General features: G+C 36.7%; 1 protein-coding gene. It reads right to left on the reverse strand.

What is annotated here, in order from left to right; all coding sequences use genetic code 11:
• A partial coding sequence (locus ACRCYC_RS04305; RefSeq protein WP_438617952.1) for an inverse autotransporter beta domain-containing protein occupies positions 1-852 on the reverse strand: 852 nt, incomplete at its 3' end.
• Positions 853-1,222: the final 370 nt, after the last annotated feature.

A 1,222-nucleotide genomic window follows, 5' to 3' on the forward strand; every position in this document is an offset into this window, starting at 1 on the left:
TTCATTACCAAAATACTGCTCGACCTTAGCGGACAAAGATAAATTAGGGTATTGTGGAAGATAGTAACGCGCATTAACATCTAAACCATGCGCCGCTCGCTCTAAATAATTATCAACACTTTTAGACTCTCGCCAATTACTTAGTGGCGCATACATATTTAGCGATAGCTTTGTGTAATCGGCCCACGCCTCTGCACCTATACCAATGCGGCTATGGTGATTATGAATTTCATGATCAAAAAACGCATTGTAGCCTACCATCCATGGACCTAAAAAGTGCCTATGCCCTAGACCAAAATTCAGCACGGCAGTTTTAGCATGCCGATCATAACGTCCTCCTCCCTGTAAAAAAAACAGATTACCATCAGATTCGTTCAACGAGGAAAGAATATCGATAGAGGATTTTTGCAGTCTAAAAGAATCATCTAGCATCAATCCCACGTTAACATTACCAAAATCGCTAAAAGCTGAGGCCACATAACTTTTTGTTTCAAACTCAAATAAGCTCTTTAGCTGTCGTTTTACATTATCGATCTCATTATCAACAAAGGCTAAACGTTTCGATGGAATACGCCCCGTAAAATACGCACCTGAGATTATATTAGAGTCAACATCGTTTATTGTATAACTCGTATAAGTTTCACCCATTCGTTTAGCTTGCTCAGCGAGTAGCATCTCTATATCAATATTTTTATATTCTCCACTAATTTCAAGTTCAGGAATAGATGCTATATCAAATTCAGGCGAAAATCTTTGATTATAAAATCTAGACGATTGACTTGTGAAATTATTATTCGAACCATCTGATTTATGATCAGGCTGCGCATTGATTTTTTTTGGTTCATCACCCACTACATTATATGCATTTGCAGACCAAAGGCCGTTCTTTGTTTCCGCTGTCACAATAGTGCTGGATGCAAGTAATATGCAGTAAATATACAGAGTGAATCTGCCTATCTCATAAAAAGTAGACAATCTAAACACAGACATTAGCGTTCACCAACAGTAGACGTCCCTGCAATGATCATACGCGGATATTCACTTCGACATACCAATAATAAAATAATAAATTTATTATAAAACGCGCTTAAATTAACCATATACTACAGATAGTTATATGAGTACGTACCAATATCTAAAACATTGTCTAAGAAACGACTAAGCACGGATAGTTGATTGAGTTAAAGTTAGTCTCAAGTCTTATACCATTCACACAATAAAA

Origin of the sequence: Paraclostridium sp. (assembly GCF_051657365.1) — a bacterium.
Taxonomy (GTDB): domain Bacteria; phylum Bacillota; class Clostridia; order Peptostreptococcales; family Peptostreptococcaceae; genus Paraclostridium.